14 protein-coding genes and 1 pseudogene are annotated in these 13,602 nt (G+C 48.5%); all 15 read left to right on the top strand.

What is annotated here, in order from left to right:
- Positions 1 to 7: 7 nt before the first annotated feature.
- A pseudogene (nifK, locus tag DESLBE_RS11405) lies at positions 8 to 1,438 on the top strand (nitrogenase molybdenum-iron protein subunit beta); the annotation flags it as partial.
- A 29-nt stretch (positions 1,439 to 1,467) separates the two neighbouring features.
- On the top strand, positions 1,468 to 2,826 hold the full coding sequence (nifE, locus tag DESLBE_RS11400) for a nitrogenase iron-molybdenum cofactor biosynthesis protein NifE (RefSeq protein ID WP_015943170.1): 1,359 nt from the start codon (positions 1,468 to 1,470) through the stop codon (positions 2,824 to 2,826).
- Position 2,827: 1 nt separating this feature from the next.
- On the top strand, positions 2,828 to 4,126 hold the full coding sequence (gene nifN, locus DESLBE_RS11395) for a nitrogenase iron-molybdenum cofactor biosynthesis protein NifN (protein ID WP_018306265.1): 1,299 nt from the start codon (positions 2,828 to 2,830) through the stop codon (positions 4,124 to 4,126).
- A gap of 11 nt (positions 4,127 to 4,137) precedes the next feature.
- Positions 4,138 to 4,509 carry a NifB/NifX family molybdenum-iron cluster-binding protein gene (locus DESLBE_RS11390; RefSeq protein ID WP_015943172.1) on the top strand — a complete coding sequence of 124 codons (372 nt, stop codon included), beginning with the start codon at positions 4,138 to 4,140 and terminating at the stop codon, positions 4,507 to 4,509.
- Positions 4,510 to 4,561: 52 nt separating this feature from the next.
- Positions 4,562 to 4,822, top strand: coding sequence for a ferredoxin III, nif-specific (gene fdxB, locus DESLBE_RS27025; protein WP_005813539.1), 261 nt, complete (start codon positions 4,562 to 4,564; stop codon positions 4,820 to 4,822).
- Between the two features lie 40 nt (positions 4,823 to 4,862).
- Positions 4,863 to 5,705, top strand: coding sequence for a radical SAM protein (locus DESLBE_RS11380; RefSeq protein WP_026198848.1), 843 nt, complete (start codon positions 4,863 to 4,865; stop codon positions 5,703 to 5,705).
- Positions 5,705 to 6,154 (top strand): GNAT family N-acetyltransferase, encoded by a 450-nt coding sequence (locus DESLBE_RS11375; RefSeq protein WP_051085544.1) that lies wholly within the window; start codon positions 5,705 to 5,707, stop codon positions 6,152 to 6,154. The genes DESLBE_RS11380 and DESLBE_RS11375 overlap by 1 nt, the downstream gene beginning before the upstream one ends.
- Before the next feature lie 33 nt (positions 6,155 to 6,187).
- Positions 6,188 to 6,574, top strand: a complete 387-nt coding sequence (locus DESLBE_RS11370; protein WP_018306268.1) for a NifB/NifX family molybdenum-iron cluster-binding protein — start codon at positions 6,188 to 6,190, stop codon at positions 6,572 to 6,574.
- 1 nt (position 6,575) lies between these two features.
- On the top strand, positions 6,576 to 7,709 hold the full coding sequence (locus tag DESLBE_RS11365; RefSeq protein WP_144676863.1) for a citramalate synthase: 1,134 nt from the start codon (positions 6,576 to 6,578) through the stop codon (positions 7,707 to 7,709).
- 372 nt (positions 7,710 to 8,081) lie between these two features.
- The gene (locus DESLBE_RS11360; protein WP_005813550.1) at positions 8,082 to 8,519 is read left to right on the top strand and encodes a HutP family protein; all 438 of its coding nucleotides are present in this window, start codon (positions 8,082 to 8,084) and stop codon (positions 8,517 to 8,519) included.
- Between the two features lie 221 nt (positions 8,520 to 8,740).
- Positions 8,741 to 10,126, top strand: coding sequence for an ammonium transporter (locus tag DESLBE_RS11355; protein ID WP_011461712.1), 1,386 nt, complete (start codon positions 8,741 to 8,743; stop codon positions 10,124 to 10,126).
- Positions 10,127 to 10,163: 37 nt separating this feature from the next.
- Positions 10,164 to 10,502, top strand: coding sequence for a P-II family nitrogen regulator (locus tag DESLBE_RS11350; protein WP_005813552.1), 339 nt, complete (start codon positions 10,164 to 10,166; stop codon positions 10,500 to 10,502).
- A gap of 255 nt (positions 10,503 to 10,757) precedes the next feature.
- Positions 10,758 to 11,792: a methyl-accepting chemotaxis protein gene (locus tag DESLBE_RS11345; RefSeq protein ID WP_005813556.1), complete on the top strand. Its 1,035-nt coding sequence runs from the start codon at positions 10,758 to 10,760 to the stop codon at positions 11,790 to 11,792.
- A 139-nt stretch (positions 11,793 to 11,931) separates the two neighbouring features.
- A complete protein-coding gene (locus DESLBE_RS11340; protein ID WP_011461711.1) occupies positions 11,932 to 12,270 on the top strand; it encodes a P-II family nitrogen regulator in 339 nt (112 codons plus the stop codon).
- Between the two features lie 292 nt (positions 12,271 to 12,562).
- Positions 12,563 to 13,579: a DctP family TRAP transporter solute-binding subunit gene (locus DESLBE_RS11335; protein ID WP_005813559.1), complete on the top strand. Its 1,017-nt coding sequence runs from the start codon at positions 12,563 to 12,565 to the stop codon at positions 13,577 to 13,579.
- The last annotated feature ends 23 nt before the right edge of the window (positions 13,580 to 13,602 follow it).

Raw genomic sequence — 13,602 nt, 5'->3', positions numbered from 1 at the left:
GGCAGAAAGGATGACGCACATGGAGAGTTGTACGAAAGCCACCAAAGAATGGCTGAATAGTGTTGAATACCGTGAAAAGAATTTTGCCCGTGAAAAGCTGGTCATCAATCCCGCTAAAGCCTGCCAACCTCTGGGTGCCTTGCTTTGTGCCTTAGGAATTGAAGGATGCCTGCCCTTTACCCATGGCTCCCAGGGGTGCACCGCTTATTTCCGCAGCACCTTATCCCGGCATTTCCGGGAGCCGGTAGCCTCAGTCTCCGATTCCATGACCGAGGATTCGGCCGTATTTGGCGGTCAGGCAAATTTTATCGAAGGGCTGAAAAATGCCTATACGGTATATAACCCTAAGGTGATTGCCGTTTACACCAGCTGTATGGCGGAAGTCATCGGTGATGATATCAGCTCCTTTTTAGGCAATGCCAAGGACCAGGGGGCGGTCCCCATGGATTTTCCCGTTGCCCTGGCCAATACTCCCAGCTTCAAGATGTCCCATATTGCCGGGTATGACATCATGCTCAAGGGACTGATTGAGTGCCTGGCAACTCCGAGGCAGGAAGATCAAATCAACGAGCGGCTATATGTTGTGCCGGGTTTTGATACCTACCCGGCCAATCTTCGCGAGTATAAGCGGCTGCTGAACATGATGAATGTACCTTATACCCTTCTGCCGGACTACAGCAATGTGGTGGATACTCCGAATTTGGGTAAATACGAATTATATCCCGGCGGGACCCCTCTTGTGGAAATGAAGGAAGCTTTAAATGGGTTGGGCTATCTGTTATGTCAGACCTATTCAACTTCAAATACCAAAAAGTATTTGACAGGTGAATCGATTCCGGTGGAAGCGATCCCTATGCCCATCGGCATGGCGGGCACGGACCGATTCATCGAAGCCGCGGCGAAATTAACAGGGAAAGAGGTCTCCGAAGAAATCACCTATGAACGGGGACTGGCCGTGGATGCCATGACCGATGCCCATCAATATATGCATGGCCGGAAATTTGCCCTCTTCGGTGACCCGGATCTCCTGCTGGGCTTAGTCTCCTTCCTGCTGGAAATGGGAGGGGAACCCGTGCATATTGTCTGCTCCAATTCCACCCCTTTGTTCAAAAAGGACATGGAAAGGCTCCTTGCCTCCAGCCCTTATGGTCAGGACGCCACCCTATACCCCAACAAGGACCTTTGGCATCTGCGGTCACTTTTAGTCACCGAACCGGTGGATATGCTCATTGGCGATTCCCATGGCAAGTGGGCAGCCCGTGACGCCGGTATTCCCCTGGTCAGAGTAGGGTTCCCCTTTTATGATCGTGTGAATCTCCACCGTTATCCGATTGTCGGTTATTCAGGGGTAATCAACCTGATCACCATGATCGTCAATACCTTTTTGGAGGAGAAAGACAGGGCTTCCACCGATGCCTATTTCGAATTGCTGCGTTAATAACTTCGCTAAAGAAGGGAGGGGACTCCATGTTTACCAATCTCACCAAACTGGATCTTAAAGATCAAGGGTGCCCAGCGGGAGCAGGTTCTCCCCAATTGTGCATGAAGGCCCTGCCCGGTGAAGGGGCAGAACGCAGCTGCGCCTATGACGGAGCGCGGGTTGTGCTGATGCCGATTACCGATGTGGCCCACCTCGTCCACGGACCGATTGCCTGTGCAGGGAACTCTTGGGATAACCGGGGAGCCCGCTCCTCCGGTTCCCAGCTTTTCCGCCGGGGGCTGACCACGGATCTGATGGAGAATGATGTAGTTTATGGCGGTGAACGGAAGCTCAAGGAGGCGATCCTGGAAATCGCCGCCCATCATCGTCCCCAAGCCATTTTTGTCTATGCCACCTGTGTATCCGCCCTGATCGGCGATGATGTCAGCGCAATCTGTGAACAAGCGGAGCAGGAATTGACCATTCCCGTCATCGCCGTCAATTGCCCGGGTTTTTTGGGCGATAAAAACATCGGCAACCGGATTGCCGGGGAAGTTCTCTTCGACCGGGTCATCGGCACCGGGGAAGGACCGGATGAAAAGGTGCCCCTTTCCGTAAACCTGATCGGAGAGTATAACATTGCCGGTGATCTCTGGGGTATCCTGCCGGATTTTGAGAACCTGGGAATCACGGTGCAGGCAACAATTACGGGTGATGCCAAATTCGAGGACATCGCTTCCGCTCACCGGGCTTGTCTCAATGTGCTGATTTGTTCCAAAAGCCTGACCAATCTGGCCCGCAAGATGGAAGAAAAATACGACATCCCCTTTATGGAGGGCTCCTTTTATGGAATCCACGACACCTCGGAGACTTTAATCAATATTGCCAAAGCCTTGGGAGACCTTGATTTACTGAAGAGAACAAAAACCTATGTACAAAAGAAGGAAGAGGAAACACGGGAGATGATTGCCGGCTATAAAAAATGCCTGGAGCATAAACAGGCCATCTTGTTTACAGGGGGAGTAAAAACCTGGTCCATGGTCTCCACACTGGCTGAACTGGGGATCAACATTCTGGCGGGAGGGACGCAAAACTCCACTCCCGATGATTTTCAACGGATGAAAGCACTGATGGATCCTACGGCTCAGATCATTGAGGATACCAGTCCGGCGGGATTCCTTAAAATTATTGCTGAGAAAAAGCCCGATCTTATCGTCGCCGGGGGGAAGACAAAGTACCTGGCCCACAAAACAAGAACTCCTTTTTTAGATATTAATCACGGCCGGAAACTGCCTTATGCAGGTTACGAGGGGATGGTCACCTTTGCCGGGAGCCTGGCCCGGACGGTGAACAGTCCGGTTTGGGAACTTTTAAAACAGGAATTTCCCCCGCGAGAGGAGGGATGAGATGATGAAACATCGGCATTATGAGGGAAATCCGCAAAAAAACAGCCCGGCTCTGGGCGCCACCCTGGCTTATCTGGGAATCAACGGACTGCTGGCCCTGCTGCACGGTTCCCAAGGCTGCTCCTCCTTTATCCGCCTGCAGCTGAACCGGCATTTTAAAGAGTCCATCCCTCTTAATTCCACCGCTTTGCTGGAGGACTCGGTCATTTTCGGCGGATGGGAGCATTTGAAGAAAGGGATTGCCGTGGCAGCGGATAAATACAAGCCCCAAATCATCGGCGTTATGAGCTCAGGTCTCACGGAAACTTATGGGGATGATATGGCCAGCGCTTTAGCCAGCCTGTACTCGGAAAGACCGGACCTGGAGGATCTGCCTGTGGTATTGGCCAGTACCCCGGACTATATAGGGTCCATGCAGGACGGGTATCAACGGACTGTCGAGGCCTTGGTGGATGCCCTTATCGGTTTAAATCATCATTCTCCAGCGTCAGCTTTAAAGACAGATATTCAGGAAGCTCCTTATCTCGCTTTATTGCCCGGCTGTCATCTGACTCCGGCTGATGTGGATGAACTGAAAGAGATTGTCAGGGATTTCGGCTTCAGGCCCATTACCCTGCCGGATCTCTCAGTTTCTCTGGATGGCCATGCGGAGCTGGAGGCCGCCCCCGTGGTTCAGGGAGGCACCTTGTTGGAGGATTTTCAGCTTCTGCCCAGGTCCAGGGCGTGCTTATCCTTTGGCCTGAGCATGGAGAAAGCAGGGGAAACCCTTAAGGAGGCCTATCATATTCCTCACTATAATTTTCCTTCTTTAAGCGGACTTACGGCCACCGATGGCTTGATATTGACCTTGGCTAAGCTGTCCGGTAAAACTATCCCGGAAAAGCAGCTCCGGCAAAGAAACCGCTTGCTGGATACCCTGGCCGATTATCATGATCAACTGGGTAAGCTTAGGGTAGCCATCGCCTTGGAAACGGATCTCCTCTATAGCTTAGGGTCCAGTCTGGTGGAGGTTGGAGCGGAGCTGACGGTGGCTTTGGCAGCATCCCAGGCAGGTACCGACCGCTTGTCCCTGCCTGTCCCCATGGAGGTAGGAGATTTGGAAACCCTTGAGAAGCGGGCCGGCCAAAGCAAGCTCATCATTGCCAACTCCAATGGCCGTCAGGCGGCGGGACAGCTTAAGCTGCCCCATCTGAGGGCAGGGCTGCCGGTTTTTGACCGGGCGGGTTATCCCCAGACCTGTTGGATCGGCTATGAAGGGACACAGCGCTTCCTCTTTGCCACGTTAAATGCAGTAAGTTAGGAGTGAACAGCATGCTTGTAGGCTTTGCCAGCAGTGATGGATTGACCATTGATTCCCATTTTGCCTCAGCCCCGGGTTTCGAGAGGTATGTATTTACCATGGACAGCCAAGGAGTTTACCAGGATTCCCAGGGGGCCAAAGGTCCGGCAGAATCCGAAGATAAGGTGGATGCCCGGATTCAGATTCTCAAAGAGTGTGCTATTGTCTATTGCACTCAGATTGGCGGCCCGGCGGCAGCCCGCCTCGTTCAGAGCGGTATTCACCCGATCAAAGTACCGGAAGGAACCCCAATTGCCGATGAAGTGAGACGCTTGGATCAGCTGCTGTCTTCTCAAAAGCTGCCGCCTTGGCTGAAAAAGAAGCTGAATCAAGAGGGGAATTAAAGGCCGGCAATAATGAACTAAGCAACCTATAAAAAACTGGGGGAGGATGGAAATGAGCGTAGTTTTTGAAACCTTTGGCGGTTCCCCTTGGACGCCCATGTATGTGGATACCTTTGATAAGAACAAATGTCTTGGTTGTGGCCGCTGTATTAAACTCTGTGTGCAGAAAGTTCTGGGCGTGGAAACCTATGAGGATGATGAAGGAACTGAGCGCCAAATTGCCAAGATCGACAATAAGGATCATTGTATTGGCTGCCAATCCTGTGGAAGCATCTGTGTGCGGCGCTGCTACACCTTTAAGAGCAAATCATAAAAAGAGCCTTTTTCAAATTAGAATGATTGGAGGGATTGATATGCATAAAGCATGTACATGTACACAAGGAAATATGAATACTCCCCGCCTGAATCTCGGACATCCCTGTTTTTCCACCAAAGGACATGGCAATACGGGACGCATCCATTTAGCCGTAGCTCCCGGCTGCAATATCTCGTGCAATTATTGTGTACGCAAATTTGATTGTGCCAATGAATCCCGTCCAGGTGTAGCCAGTAAGGTGCAAACCCCTGAAGAAGCACTGGCAACGGTGCGGAAAGTCAAAGCTTCCGGTAAAGGAGATAAATTTGTGGTGGTCGGCATTGCCGGTCCCGGGGAGCCCTTAGCCAATGAGGGGACCTTTACAACGCTGAGAGGGGTAAAACGGGATTTCCCGGAGATGATTCTGTGCCTGAGCAGCAATGGCCTGCTCTTGCCGGAGAAGATGGAGGAATTGACGGATATCGGAGTATCTCACATTACTATTACCATCAATACCCTGGAGGAGCAGGTTGGTGCCCAAATCTACAGTTATGTGCGCTGGAAGGGGCAAACCTTGATCGGAGCTGAAGCGGCAAGAACCCTGCTCCATAATCAGCTGAGCGGGCTGGAAATGGCCGCGAAGGCGGGGATGACAGTGAAAATAAATACGGTGCTGATGCCTGGCATCAATGACCATGGCCTAAATGACTTAGCTGTGGAAATCAAGAAAAGGGGAGCACATCTTCATAATATTATGCCGGTCATTCCCCAGGGGAAATTAGCTCATATCATACCGCCCTCCCGGGAGCAGCTTGCCGTTAGACGCAGCAGTTTAAGCTCCCTCCTGCCCCAGATGACCCATTGTCAGCAATGCCGCGCCGATGCCATCGGAGTGTTCTGATGAAACCTGTAATCAGAGAAGCAGTGCCGGCAGACATCACCGACATGGCTAAGCTGCTGAAAACCTTATTTTCTCTGGAGGCGGATTTCTCCTATGATGAGACAAAACAGCGCCGGGGTCTTGAGATGATGCTGGAAGATGGTGCCTGGCGGTGCATGATGGTGGCGGAGCAAAACGGACGGGTGATCGGCATGGTCACATCGCAGCTGCTGGTATCCACGGCAGAAGGGGGACTATCCGCCTGGGTCGAGGATCTCGTCGTTGAGGAACCTTATCAGGGGCAGGGAACAGGCAGGGCATTGCTGTTATCCCTTCAGGCCTGGGCGGCGGCACGAGGCGTTAAGCGCCTGCAGCTTTTAGCGGACCGCAGCAATACAAGAGCCTTGGCATTCTATAGAAAGATGGCCTGGCAGTTTACGGAGCTGATCTGTCTAAGGACTTATGTCTAAATCTGAAATTATTATGGTTGGGAGGGAGATAGGGTGATTAAGGTGGCTTTTTGCAGTGAGGATATGCAGCATGTCGATGCTCATTTTGCGCTAAGTTCCAATATTGTCATTTATGAATTCCTGCCTGCTTCATTTCATCGGGTTAAAACGAAAAGCTTTAAGTCCCAAACCGGTCAAGAAACCGAAACGATCAATGAAAGACGCCTTGCGGAACGAATCGAAGCGATTCAGGATTGCGATATATTGTATTGCAGCCAGATCGGGAGCCCAGCGGCGGCAAGGCTCATCAACCACAATATTTTCCCTATGCAGACCAAGGAAAATCTACTGATCGAGGAGGCAGCCTGCCGACTGCAGCGGATGTTCCATAAGAATCCACCCTATTGGTTGGAGAATAAGTTTCAGAGGGGAGGAGCCTAGCATGAAAGATTCCGTATGGCTTTGTGATACGACCCTGCGGGATGGGGAACAAACCCCGGGAGTCGCTTTCCGTTTCAAAGAGAAGGCGCGAATCGCTACTTGCCTGGCTGAAGCAGGAATCGATGAGATTGAGATCGGTGTTCCCAGTGTGGGGGCCGATGAGATGGAAATCATCAAGGGTTTGGTGGATTTAAGGTTGCCGGTGCGTCTGGCCACCTGGAACCGCACCAGTAAGGAAGATCTGGAAGCCAGCTTCCGAACCGGTGTCGGCGCGGTTTCTATTTGTATTCCGGTTTCCGATCAACATATAGAGCGCAAGCTCAGAAAAAGCCGGACCTGGGCCATGGACAGCATGGGAGAAGCCGTTGAACTGGCTAAAAAGGAAGGGAAATATGTTTGTGTAGGTTTTGAAGATGCCAGCCGTGCCGACGTGGATTTCATGATTAAGATGGCTAAAGTAGCGGAAGGGCTTAGGGCGGATCGGATACGTTTAGCCGATACTCTGGGTATCCTGGATCCCCTTGAGCTGGCGCGGCGTTTTGCCCCTCTGCCGCAAAGAACAGCGCTGCCTCTGGAGTTTCATGCGCACAATGATTTAGGAATGGCTACGGCCAATGCCTTAACCGCCCTACGCATCGGTTTCAAAGCTGTCAGTGTCACCGTGGGGGGATTGGGGGAAAGAGCGGGCAATGCTCCTCTGGAAGAAATTTCGGTGGCCATTCATCATATCTTGCAGCGTCCCACCGCCTTTGATATCCAGAAGGTTAATGATATTTCCCTTTTGGTCAGTGACATTACCCAGCGGGAGGTTCCCCGTTCCAAGCCCGTTGTGGGGTCCGATGTCTTTACTCATACTTCGGCGGTTCATTTGGACGGAATTCGCAAGGACGTGGAAAATTATCAGCCTTTTCCGCCTGAAAGCATCTCCAGAAAGCATTCCATGGTTTTTGGCAAATACTCAGGAATAAAGGAGCTCGTGAGACTGCTGGAAGAAGAACGAGTTCCTTACACACAAGAGCAGCTGACAGAGCTTTTGATCCGGGTGAGACTGCACAGCAGCATAAAAAAGATTCCTTTGCAGGCCGAAGATGTCTTAAGTCTGGCGAGAAGTCTCAATCAACTGCGCAATGCTTAGGACAAAATTCGAACAATCAGATTGCTTGGGTTATGATAAGCCATAAAGTTAAACTGCGGCAAAGGAGCGGAGAGAGTGTCGGAAACCCTTGATATAACTGCAATAGAACTATTAGTCAAGCAATAAAAGTTCAGCCGGGACGAAAGAACCATCTGAACTTTTCTGATTAATTAACAAGAAGTATACAGTGTTCTTCGGAAAAAACACTTGTTATTTTGATTGAATTCCTGTAAATTATAAACATCAAATCAATAAGGCAATGGCGCCGTTACAAGAATCTAAGACAGATTACTTGCAACGGCGCTTTCTTGTTTCAGCTATGTGAGTGCCTTTGCGGCGAAGCCAGGTTTTTTGTAAGGAGGGAGGCTATTGATGCCAGAAAGAAGCCAGAAACAAGAAAAGCCTTCTCTTGAACGAACTGCACTGGCCTTAGCATTAACGGAAACCCGTGAAAAAGAGAATGAGTTGAAAAAGTTGATGCTTTCCCAAAACGTCTATTGTGCAGTAACCGAATTAGGAGGAACGTATTCCGCGTTACAACCCACCGGGAAGCTAACCCACTCTGTCATTTCGGCAGCAATCAACACAGGTGCCATTCAAAAGGAGCCGAAGGCCATACACGCTGTTGTGCATGCGACCTTAGAAGCAAGCAATGGGATCTTTGTTCATACCAACAGCAATGCCAGCTATGCCCTGAAAGTGGGGATTGCCTGTGATCGGGACTGGATCGCCATCGCCATATTTGGGCGTTCATCCATACATGCTCTGTCAGAGCATTGCCGAGTGGGTTTAGGGTATATGCATCTATAATTTCATAGCTTTCGGGTGCCAGGTCGAGGACTTGGTAAGTGTGTAAGAGTAAGAGAGAAAACCCAGGTTGGAGTATATCCGGGGGATCTCTCTTCTTTTTTTCAACCGGTGTTCATCATTACTACCTGAATAAAAATCATTTCAAGGAAAGGGGGGAGTGGACCAGAAGAACGTCCACTGTATTTGAAAATTATTTAAGTAATAGCAAGGAGGAATATCAAATGAAAAGAGTATGGGTATTATTATTAGCGATTATAAGCATGTTGGCTCTGCCTGTTGCAGTTTTGGCGGAAGATGGTGCTGTGGTGGATACAGGGGACACCAGCTTCATTATTTTATCAGCGGCCCTGGTTTTTCTCATGACCCCCGGCCTGGCGTTATTCTATGGCGGTATGGTTCGTAAAAAGAATGTTCTGAGTACGGTGATGCATAGTTTTATTCTCATGGGTGTATCTTCCGTACTTTGGGTGTTGATCGGCTTTAGCTTGGCCTTTGGTACAGACCATGCCGGTATTATCGGAAGTTTAGAGTGGATTGGCCTCAGCGGTGTCGGTATGGAACCTAATGGAGATTACTCCTCGACCATCCCCTTCCTCTTATTCATGGCCTTCCAAATGATGTTTACCATCATTACTCCGGCAATTATCTCGGGTTCTGTTGCTGAACGCATGCGGTTCCCGGCCTTTCTGGGATTTATGGTTCTGTGGTTGTTGGTTGTCTATTATCCCCTGGCTCACTCGGTATGGGGTGTGGGTGGTTTCCTGCGTGAAATGGGAGCATTGGATTTTGCAGGCGGAACTGTTGTGCATATCAGCTCAGGGGTTACCGGTTTAGTCGCTGCTTTAATCCTGGGCAAACGCAAAGGGCATGGCAAAGAACCTATGGCTCCTCATCAATTGCCTATGACGGTTTTAGGGGCAGGTCTGCTCTGGTTTGGCTGGTTTGGCTTTAATGCCGGCAGTGCCTTAGGCGCCAATGGATTAGCCGCCATGGCTCTGGTCACGACCAATACTTCAGCTGCCGCCGGTGCTTTAGCCTGGATGGCCACAGAATGGATGCACCGTGGTAAGCCCACCATTTTGGGCGCAGCCAGTGGTGCCATTGCAGGGCTTGTAGCGATTACCCCAGGAGCAGGTTTCGTCACTCCCATGTCCTCTCTGGTGATTGGCCTCGTCGGTGGAGCCATTTGCTACTTCGGAGTCAGTGTTCTTAAGGCAAAACTTGGCTATGATGATTCTTTGGATGCTTTCGGTTGTCATGGAATCGGTGGAATCTGGGGAGCTCTGGCAACGGGTATCTTCGCTTCGGCTTCTGTGGGGGGAACTGACGGATTGTTGTATGGAAATGCAGCTCAGGTAGGGATTCAAGCCATCGGTGTTGCTGTAACTATTGTTCTGGCAGTCGTTGCCACATTTATAATTATGAAGCTGGTCGGTATATTCACACCCTTGCGGGTTACTGCTGAAGAAGAAGAGATGGGCCTGGACATCTCCCTCCATGGCGAAGAGGCTTACCCCGACTTTATCGGCAGTGGTTATCTTCCCACAATTGTATCGGCTGCCAAAGCAGTCAGTGTTTCCACACCCAGCGGTCAGCCGGGAAAATAGGCATTGAGCTGCATCTGATTATAAAGGAGGAAATTCAATGAAAAAGATTGAAGCGATTATCCGACCGAGCAAACTGGATGAAGTACAAAGTGCTCTGGATCGTTTTGGGGTAAGCGGGCTGACTGTGACTCATGTCATTGGCTGCGGTAAGCAAAAGGGCCATACCCAGGTTTACAGAGGGGTAGAGTATAAAGTTTTTCTTCTCCCCAAAGTAAAGATTGAAGTTGTAGTTAACGATCAGGCGGTGGATGAAGTGGTCAGAATCATTTCCGATGAGGCCCGCAGCGGCGAAGTGGGAGATGGGAAAATCTTTATTTACCCCGTTGAAGGAGCTATCCGTATCCGCACCGGTGAGATAGGAGAAACTGTTTTATAAGTATAACGCTCGGAGGCCGGAAGAGGATTGTTCTCTCCGGCCTCCTTTTTGTTGATTCAGTTTAAGCTGTCGCGCAGGTGATTTCCGTCATTGTACCTGGGGATGCCTATGGAAAAATCGAGAATGAATACAATATTTTATTCACAAAGCAATTGTCAGTTTACCGATACCGTGTAAAATAAAACTATGCATAAACTTAAATAAGGGAAGCAAAGGCGCTTATAAAGACTTTATCTTTATAAGCGCCTTTTGTGCATGGAAAAATATGCAAAGGGAGGCGATTTTTTGAAAGTAAATGAATTAAGCATCGATGCCTCAATTCTGTTGGTCGAATTGAAAGAAGCAAACCAAAACATGGGGAAAGTGATCGAATCCATCCAAGAGGTTGCTAAGCATACCAACCTGCTGTCTTTAAATTCTGCCATAGAAGCGGCCAGAGCAGGAGAAGCAGGGCGAGGATTCCGTGTGGTGGCTGATGAGATTAAGAAGCTGGCTACCCGGAGCTTGGCCTCAACCAAGGAAAGTACTCAAATCGTCGAGAATATCCAGATTAAGGCCAATGAAGTTATGGCAGTGCGGACAGCCGATGTGGCCTATGATACCATAGACAAAATCGATCGCAATCTATTCGAGCGGAATTGTGATGCCCAAGCCTGGGCAAGATTTGATAAGGTCAAGCATTGTTTTCTCGCAGACGATCCTCAGCGGATCGCCGCATGCAATACTTTATTGAAATCCCTTGTCGAGATTTATGAAGTTTACATAGATCTTTATGTATTGGATCCGGAAGGAACCATTGTATCGGCAGGAGTCCATACAGAACTCATCGGCAAGAATTTCGCCGATAAACCTTGGTTTATTGAAGCCAAGGCAGCCAATGCTATTTCTGTAAGCGATCTCTATTTATCCCCTTTGGAAAACCGCTATACAGTAGCCTACACATGCCCGATTGTCAGTGACGAGGGAGAGGTTTTAGGTTATTTCTCCACCCGTTTTAATTGGGATTTTATCTATGATATCATCGACAGTGCCCGGATTGGGAAAAATGGAGAAGTTTATGTCCTAAACAAAGAAGGCTATGTGATAGCCAGCCGTAATCGCAAAGGAGTTCTTAAAGATAATCTTAAACATTTAGAGGCTGCCAGGCGGGCCATTAACGGAGAGACCTATGGATTTCTCTTTGAGAATAACGGTCAAAAGAGCACGAAAATTTATGGTTATGCTCATACCAGAGGTTATAATGCTTATCAGGGGAAGAATTGGTCAGCTCTAATCTGTGAAACGATCTAAACCTACTGTGAAGGGGTGTTTATACTTATAAGATGGAAGGGATTATTAGCTATTGTGGGAATTTTCGTTCAACGAAGTTGAATATGAAGGATTTCAACGGTTACAGAGTGAATACTTATTCCTAAAGGAGGGGATCCTAATGAAGAAAATTGAAGCAATAGTTCGCCCAGGTAAACTTGATGATGTTCAATCGGCATTGGATGACTTTGGCGTCAGTGGATTGACCGTAACTCAGGTTTTGGGATGCGGTAACCAAAAGGGCCATACTCAGGTCTATCGAGGGGTAGAGTATAAGGTATATCTGCTTCCCAAGGTGAAGATCGAAGTGGTTGTTACAGATCAGGATGTTGACCAAGTGATTTCCATCATAACTCAAGCTGCCCGTACCGGCGAAGTAGGAGATGGGAAAATTTTTGTCTATCCAGTGGAAGAAGCAATCCGGATTCGCACAGGAGAGAAAGGCGACGATGTGCTGTAAGCAAAAAAGAGGACCCTTGAGTTTATTGTTTTACTCAGGGTCCTTTTTTATTTTCTAAATTATTTAAATAACATAGCTGGGAAAAGAACGACAAATACTTTAAGAGTGTCAATAGGTATAGGGTAGGACGACCTGTCAATAAACGGTATTGTTTATGACCAAAATGAACTTTATTACCAATATGGTCAAATTATTGATGATTAGTAAAGAAGAACATAAAATAGCTTAAAAAGTCAGTATATTCAGAATATATAAATAATTAGTTGCAATAATCACAAGGTGAGGGCGGTCAATGAGTACAAAAATATATGCTATTATCCTGGGTTGTTTGCTCTTGTGGATTACTGGCTGCCAAAGAAATGTGATTGATCAACAACAAGTTACTAAGGATGAAAGGATTGTTATTAAGTTTTCCCATGTGGTTGCTGAAAATTCTCCCAAAGGATTGGCGGCAGAGCGGTTTGCCTCGCTGGTGCGAAGAAGAACCGGGGGATACGTGGAGGTTCAAGTCTATCCTAATTCTGAACTCTATAAAGATGGGGAAGAATTTGATGCCTTAAAAAATGGTGCAATAGAAATGATTGCTCCGGCAACCTCCAAATTATCGGCAATGATCCCCGAGTGGCAGCTTTTTGACTTACCGTATGCTTTTAATAATTTAGAGAATATCCCTCACTTCGTAAATGGGCCAGTTGGTCAAATGCTATTGGCTCGACTGGAGGAACATAGCATGCTGGGGTTGGCCGTTTGGCATAATGGGTTTAAGCAAATGACCAATAGCTCACATCCCTTGCAGCGACCTGAGGACTACAGGGGACTGGAATTTCGCATCATGCCTTTTTCAAACACCCTAAAGTACCAATTCGAAGTTCTCGGCGCCGTCGCTTATCCTCTCGCCTTCAGTGATGTTCATGCGGCCTTAGAGACAGGTGGAGTAGATGGAGAAGAAAATACCATATCCAACATTTTCACGCAGCGTTTTGATCAAGTCCAAAAATACTTAACAATTAGTGACCACGGATATTTGGGTTATATAGTCATCGTTAACAAGGAGTTTTGGGAAGGATTGCCTGAAGGTATCCGCAAAATCTTAGAAGAGGCTTTGGCGGAAGTGACTCTTTGGGAAAGGGAAAAAGCTGCAGAGGTCAATGCCCAACAATTAGCGGCGTTAGAAAGAGAGGGAGAGATTAAGATTCACTACTTAAATGCTGAGGAACAGAAGGCTTTAGAAGAGGCCTTAGCACCGGTTTATGAAATGCTGGCTGAGGATATCGGTACTGAATTAGTTGATCTAATGCGTAATTCCTGAAAGGAGGTGGGGCTAAGAGGTTA

The organism is Desulfitobacterium sp. LBE, from assembly GCF_007830365.1.
Taxonomy (GTDB): Bacteria; Bacillota; Desulfitobacteriia; order Desulfitobacteriales; family Desulfitobacteriaceae; genus Desulfitobacterium; species Desulfitobacterium hafniense.
This window is presented reverse-complemented; position numbering and strand designations above follow the sequence as displayed.

What these genes read in the sequence shown, in the direction of transcription:
- fdxB (WP_005813539.1), top strand. Translation starts at nt 4,562, where the DNA reads ATGAGCGTAGTTTTTGAAACCTTTGGCGGTTCCCCTTGGACGCCCATG.
- DESLBE_RS11340 (WP_011461711.1), top strand. Translation starts at nt 11,932, where the DNA reads ATGAAGAAAATTGAAGCAATAGTTCGCCCAGGTAAACTTGATGATGTT.
- DESLBE_RS11375 (WP_051085544.1), top strand. Translation starts at nt 5,705, where the DNA reads ATGAAACCTGTAATCAGAGAAGCAGTGCCGGCAGACATCACCGACATG.
- DESLBE_RS11380 (WP_026198848.1), top strand. Translation starts at nt 4,863, where the DNA reads ATGCATAAAGCATGTACATGTACACAAGGAAATATGAATACTCCCCGC.
- DESLBE_RS11350 (WP_005813552.1), top strand. Translation starts at nt 10,164, where the DNA reads ATGAAAAAGATTGAAGCGATTATCCGACCGAGCAAACTGGATGAAGTA.
- DESLBE_RS11390 (WP_015943172.1), top strand. Translation starts at nt 4,138, where the DNA reads ATGCTTGTAGGCTTTGCCAGCAGTGATGGATTGACCATTGATTCCCAT.
- nifE (WP_015943170.1), top strand. Translation starts at nt 1,468, where the DNA reads ATGTTTACCAATCTCACCAAACTGGATCTTAAAGATCAAGGGTGCCCA.
- DESLBE_RS11345 (WP_005813556.1), top strand. Translation starts at nt 10,758, where the DNA reads ATGGAAAAATATGCAAAGGGAGGCGATTTTTTGAAAGTAAATGAATTA.
- DESLBE_RS11335 (WP_005813559.1), top strand. Translation starts at nt 12,563, where the DNA reads ATGAGTACAAAAATATATGCTATTATCCTGGGTTGTTTGCTCTTGTGG.
- DESLBE_RS11360 (WP_005813550.1), top strand. Translation starts at nt 8,082, where the DNA reads ATGCCAGAAAGAAGCCAGAAACAAGAAAAGCCTTCTCTTGAACGAACT.
- nifN (WP_018306265.1), top strand. Translation starts at nt 2,828, where the DNA reads ATGATGAAACATCGGCATTATGAGGGAAATCCGCAAAAAAACAGCCCG.
- DESLBE_RS11355 (WP_011461712.1), top strand. Translation starts at nt 8,741, where the DNA reads ATGAAAAGAGTATGGGTATTATTATTAGCGATTATAAGCATGTTGGCT.
- DESLBE_RS11365 (WP_144676863.1), top strand. Translation starts at nt 6,576, where the DNA reads ATGAAAGATTCCGTATGGCTTTGTGATACGACCCTGCGGGATGGGGAA.